This is a genomic window from Streptomyces sp. NPDC087263, from assembly GCF_044744645.1.
GTDB lineage: Bacteria > Actinomycetota > Actinomycetes > Streptomycetales > Streptomycetaceae > Streptomyces.
Map to the genome: position 1 here is coordinate 1 of NZ_JBIUYT010000029.1, position 4756 is coordinate 4756.

General features: G+C 72.7%; 1 protein-coding gene. It reads left to right on the top strand.

Going from position 1 to position 4756, the window contains the following annotated elements:
• Positions 1-4756 (top strand): amino acid adenylation domain-containing protein (locus ACIPC1_RS40265; RefSeq protein ID WP_402526818.1); only part of this gene is annotated, 4756 nt, incomplete at both ends.

A 4756-nucleotide genomic window follows, 5' to 3' on the forward strand; every position in this document is an offset into this window, starting at 1 on the left:
GCGACGCGCGGCCGCCGCTGGAGCCGCAGGAGCGGCCCGAGCAGCTGCCGCTGTCGTACGGGCAACAGCGGATGTGGTTCCTCAACCGGCTGGAGACGGCCGGCGAGGGCGCCGACGGCGTCTACAACATGCCACTCGCCCTGCGCATCTCCGGCTGCCTCGACAGTGGCGCGCTGGAGGACGCGCTCGCCGATGTCGCCGACCGGCACGAGAGCCTGCGCACGGTCTTCCCGGACACGGACGGCGTACCGCGCCAGCAGGTACTGGAGGGCTCCGCGGCACATCCATCCCTGGTGGTCGTCACCACTGACGCGGAGCAGGTCGAGGCGGAGCTGAGCGAACACGCGAGCCGCGGCTTCGAACTGGGCTCCGAACTCCCCTGGCGGGCCCGGCTGTTGGTCACCGGCCCCACGGAGTACGTACTCCTGATCGTCGCGCACCACATCGCCGTCGACGGCTGGTCGATGGGTGTCCTCGCGGAGGACCTGAGCGCGGCATACCGGGCCAGGCTGTCGGGCCGGGCGCCGGGCTGGGAGCCGCTGCCCGTGCAGTACGCCGACTTCGCCCTCTGGCAGCGGCAGTTGCTGGGGGAGCAGGGTGACGCGGGCAGCCTGCTGAGCGATCAGCTCGCGTACTGGCACGACGCCCTGGCCGGCGCGCCGCAGGAGTTGGCGTTGCCGACGGACCGGCCGCGCCCGGCGGTCTCGTCGTATGAGGGCGGCCTTGTTCCCGTCCGTATCGACGCCCGAACCCATGCCCGCCTCGTCGAGGTCGCCCAGCGAGGCGGGGCAACGGTGTTCATGGTCGTGCACGCAGCGCTGGCGGCACTCCTCGCCCGGATGGGGGCCGGCACGGACATCCCCATCGGCACGGCGACAGCAGGCCGCGGCGACGCGGCGCTGGACGGGCTGACCGGCTTCTTCGTCAACACCTTGGTGCTGCGCGCCGACCTGAGCGGCGACCCCGCCTTCACTGAGCTTCTTGCCCGGGTGCGGGAGACCGACCTGGGCGCGTACGCCCATCAGGATGTGCCTTTCGAGCATCTCGTCGAGGACCTCGCGCCCTCGCGCTCGCTGTCCCGCAACCCGCTGTTCCAGGTCATGCTGTCGCTGCGGAACGTGCCGACGGCGCAGTGGGACCTGCCCGGCCTCCAGGTCCGGTTGACCCCGCCCGGATCCCTCGCGGCCCGCTTCGACCTGTCGGTCGACCTGTCCGAACACCGGGACGACGACGGCACCCCGGCTGGCATCGGCGGCGAGATCTTCTACGCCACCGAACTGTTCGACGAGGACACCGTCCAGGGCCTGGCCCGGCGGCTGGCGCGGGTGCTGGGCCAGATCGCCGCCGACCCCACCGCCCCCCTCAGCCGGCTGGAGATCCTGGACCCGGACGAGCGGCGCACCGTCGTACAGGAGTGGAACCACACCGCCCGGGAGGTGGCGGAGGGCACGCTCGCCGAGCTGTTCGAGGCGCAGGTGCAGCGGACCCCCGATGCCGTGGCCGTCGTCGGGGCGGAGCGCAGTCTGACATACGCGCAGCTGGAGGAGACGAGCAACCGGCTGGCGTATGAGCTGATCGCCCGGGGCGTGGGTCCCGAGGACCTGGTCGGCGTGGCCATGGAGCGGTCCGTCGACCTGATGGCGGTGCTGCTGGCAGTGGTCAAGGCGGGCGCGGGTTATCTGCCCGTCGACCCCCGGTATCCAGCTCAGCGGATCGCGTTCATGCTGGCCGACGCGCGGCCGAAGCTGATGGTGTGCACCAGCGGGACCGAAGCCGGCCTGGGCGCCGGCACGCTGCCCCGGCTGGTCCTCGACGACCCGGAGGTGGCCGCCGCACTGGCGGCCCGCCCGGCCACCGCCCCCGGTGACGTGGACCGTATCCGGCCGCAACGGCCCCAGCACCCCGCGTACGTCATCTACACCTCCGGCTCCACCGGGATCCCGAAGGGCGTCGTCGTCACCCACGCCGGCGTGGGCAGCCTGGCGGCAAGCCACATCGCGCGGTTCGGGGCCGAACCCGGCGCGCGTGTCCTGCAGTTCGCCTCGCCGAGCTTCGACGCCGCGTTCGCCGAGTTCTGCACCGCCCTGCCCGCCGGGGCCGCCCTTGTCATGGCGGACCAGGCCATGCTGCCGCCGTACGGGTCGCTGGCCGAGGTGGCCGCCGAGTTCGGGGTGACGCATCTGACGGCCCCGCCGTCCGTGCTCGCCGCCGCCGACGAACTGCCCGCCACGGTGACCACCGTCGCGGTCGCGGGTGAGGTGTGCCCGCCCGCGCTGGTCGCACGGCTGGCGCCGGGCCGGCGGCTGATGAACGCCTACGGCCCGACCGAGGCCACGGTCTGTGTCACCCTGAGTGATCCGCTCACCCCGGTGGACGCAGACGCGCCGGTGCCGATCGGACGCCCGCTCGAAAACGGGCAGACGTATGTCCTGGACGAGTTCCTCCAGCCCCTCCCCGTCGGCGTCACGGGAGAGCTCTATCTCGCCGGCCCTGGCCTGGCCCGCGGCTACCTCGGCCGCTCGGCGCTGACCGCCGAACGCTTCGTGGCCTGCCCGTTCGCCGCCGTCGGTGAACCCGGCGCGCCCGGCGGGCGGATGTACCGCACCGGGGACCTGGCCTATTGGACCCCCGACGGGCAGCTGGTCGTCGTCGGCAGGGCGGACACCCAGATCAAGATCCGCGGCTTCCGGGTGGAGCCCGGCGAGATCGAAGCAGTGCTGGCCGCCCATCCCGCCGTCGACCGGTCCGCCGTCGTGGTCCGCGAGGACCGCCCCGGGGACAAGCGGCTCGTCGCCTACGTCGTACCCAAGGGTGCCGTGGATCCGAGCGGACTGCGGGAGTACGTGGCCGAACGGCTGCCGGACTACCTGGTCCCGGCCGCGGTGGTGGCCCTCGACTCCCTCCCCGTCACGGTCAACGGAAAGCTCGACCGCGACGCCCTGCCCGCCCCCGACTACGCGGGCCTCACCGGCCGGCACGCACCCGCGACCCCCGTCGAGGAGGCGCTGTGCGGGCTGTTCGCCGAGATCCTCGGCCTCGACCAGGTCGGCGTCGACGCGTCGTTCTTCGAGCTGGGCGGTGACTCGCTGCAGGCCATGCGGCTGATCGCCCGCATCCGCGCCGTCCTCGACGCCGAGCTGAGCATCCGGCAGCTCTTTGCCGAGCCGACCGTCGCCGCGGTGGCCCGGCAACTCGGCGACGGAGGTGACGTACAGCTGCCGCTGACGCCGCAGCCCAGGCCGGAAGTCGTGCCGCTGTCGTTCGGGCAGCAGCGGATGTGGTTCGTCAACCAGATGGAGGAGGCCCAGCAGGGCGGCGAGGCCGCGTACAACCTGCCGTTGCGCTACCGCGTCTCCGGTGACCTCGACGTCACGGCACTGGAAGCCGCCCTGGGCGACCTCGCCGACCGGCACGAGAGCCTGCGCACGATCTACCCCGAGACCGCAGGCGTACCGCGCCAGCACGTCCTCGAAGGCCCGGCCGGCCGGCCGCCGCTCGTTGTCCTCGACACCCCCGGCGACCAGGTCGAGCCGGTGCTCGCCGAGCAGACCGAGGAGCGCTTCGACCTGAGCGTCGACCTGCCGTGGCGGATACGACTGCTGCGGACCGGCCCCGCCGAGTACGTACTCCTGATCGTCGCGCACCACATAGCCGTCGACGGCTGGACGATGGACCTGCTGCTCAAGGACCTCGAACTGGCCTACGCGGCGCGGCGGGCGGACCGTGCGCCGGGCTGGGAACCGTTGCCGGTGCAGTACGCCGACTACGCGCTCTGGCAGCGCCAGTTGCTCGGCGAACCGGACGCCCCCGACAGCCTGATCGGCGCCCAGCTGCACTACTGGCGGCAGAACCTTGCCGACGCGCCGCAGGAACTCGCCCTGCCGACCGACCGTTCCCGGCCCGCGGTGTCCTCGTACCGCGGCGGAGCGGCGCCGGTGCGGGTCGATGTGTCCACCCATGCCCGGCTGGTGGAGGTCGCGCGGCGCGGCGACGCCACGATGTTCATGGTCGTGCACGCGGCGCTCGCGCTGCTGCTGTCCCGGCTGGGCGCCGGGCAGGACATCCCCATCGGCACGGCGGTCGCAGGCCGCGGGGACGCCGCACTGGACCGGCTGGCCGGCTTCTTCGTCAACACCCTGGTGCTGCGCACCGACCTGAACGACGCCCCCACCTTCGCGGAGCTGCTGGCCCGGGTGCGGGAGACCGACCTGGCCGCGTACGCGCACCAGGACCTGCCCTTCGAGCACCTCGTCGAGGACCTCAACCCCGCCCGCTCACTGGCCCGGCACCCGCTGTTCCAGGTCATGCTCTCGGTCCAGACCTTGCCGCCCGAGCAGTGGGAGCTGCCGGGCGTCCAGGTGCGGCCGATGTCACCCGGGGCCGCGGCGGCCCGCGTCGACATGTCGCTCACCCTGGCCGAGCACCGCGACGGCGAGGGCAACCCGGCGGGTATCGACGGCGACCTGCTGTACGCCACCGACCTGTTCGACGAGGCCACCGCACGCGCGGTCGCGGAGCGGCTGGTGCGGGTGCTGGAGCAGGTCGCGGCGGATCCGGCGTTGCTGGTGAGCGAGGTCGAGGTACTGGGTGATGTGGAGCGGGTGCGGGTGGTGGAGGGGTGGAACGCCACCTTCCGGCCGGTGCCTGTGGGTTCGTTGGGTGAGTTGTTCGATGCCCAGGTGGGCCGTTCGCCGGATGCGGTGGCGGTGGTTGGTGAGGGTGGTCTGGAGTGGTCGTACGCGGAACTCGACGAGCG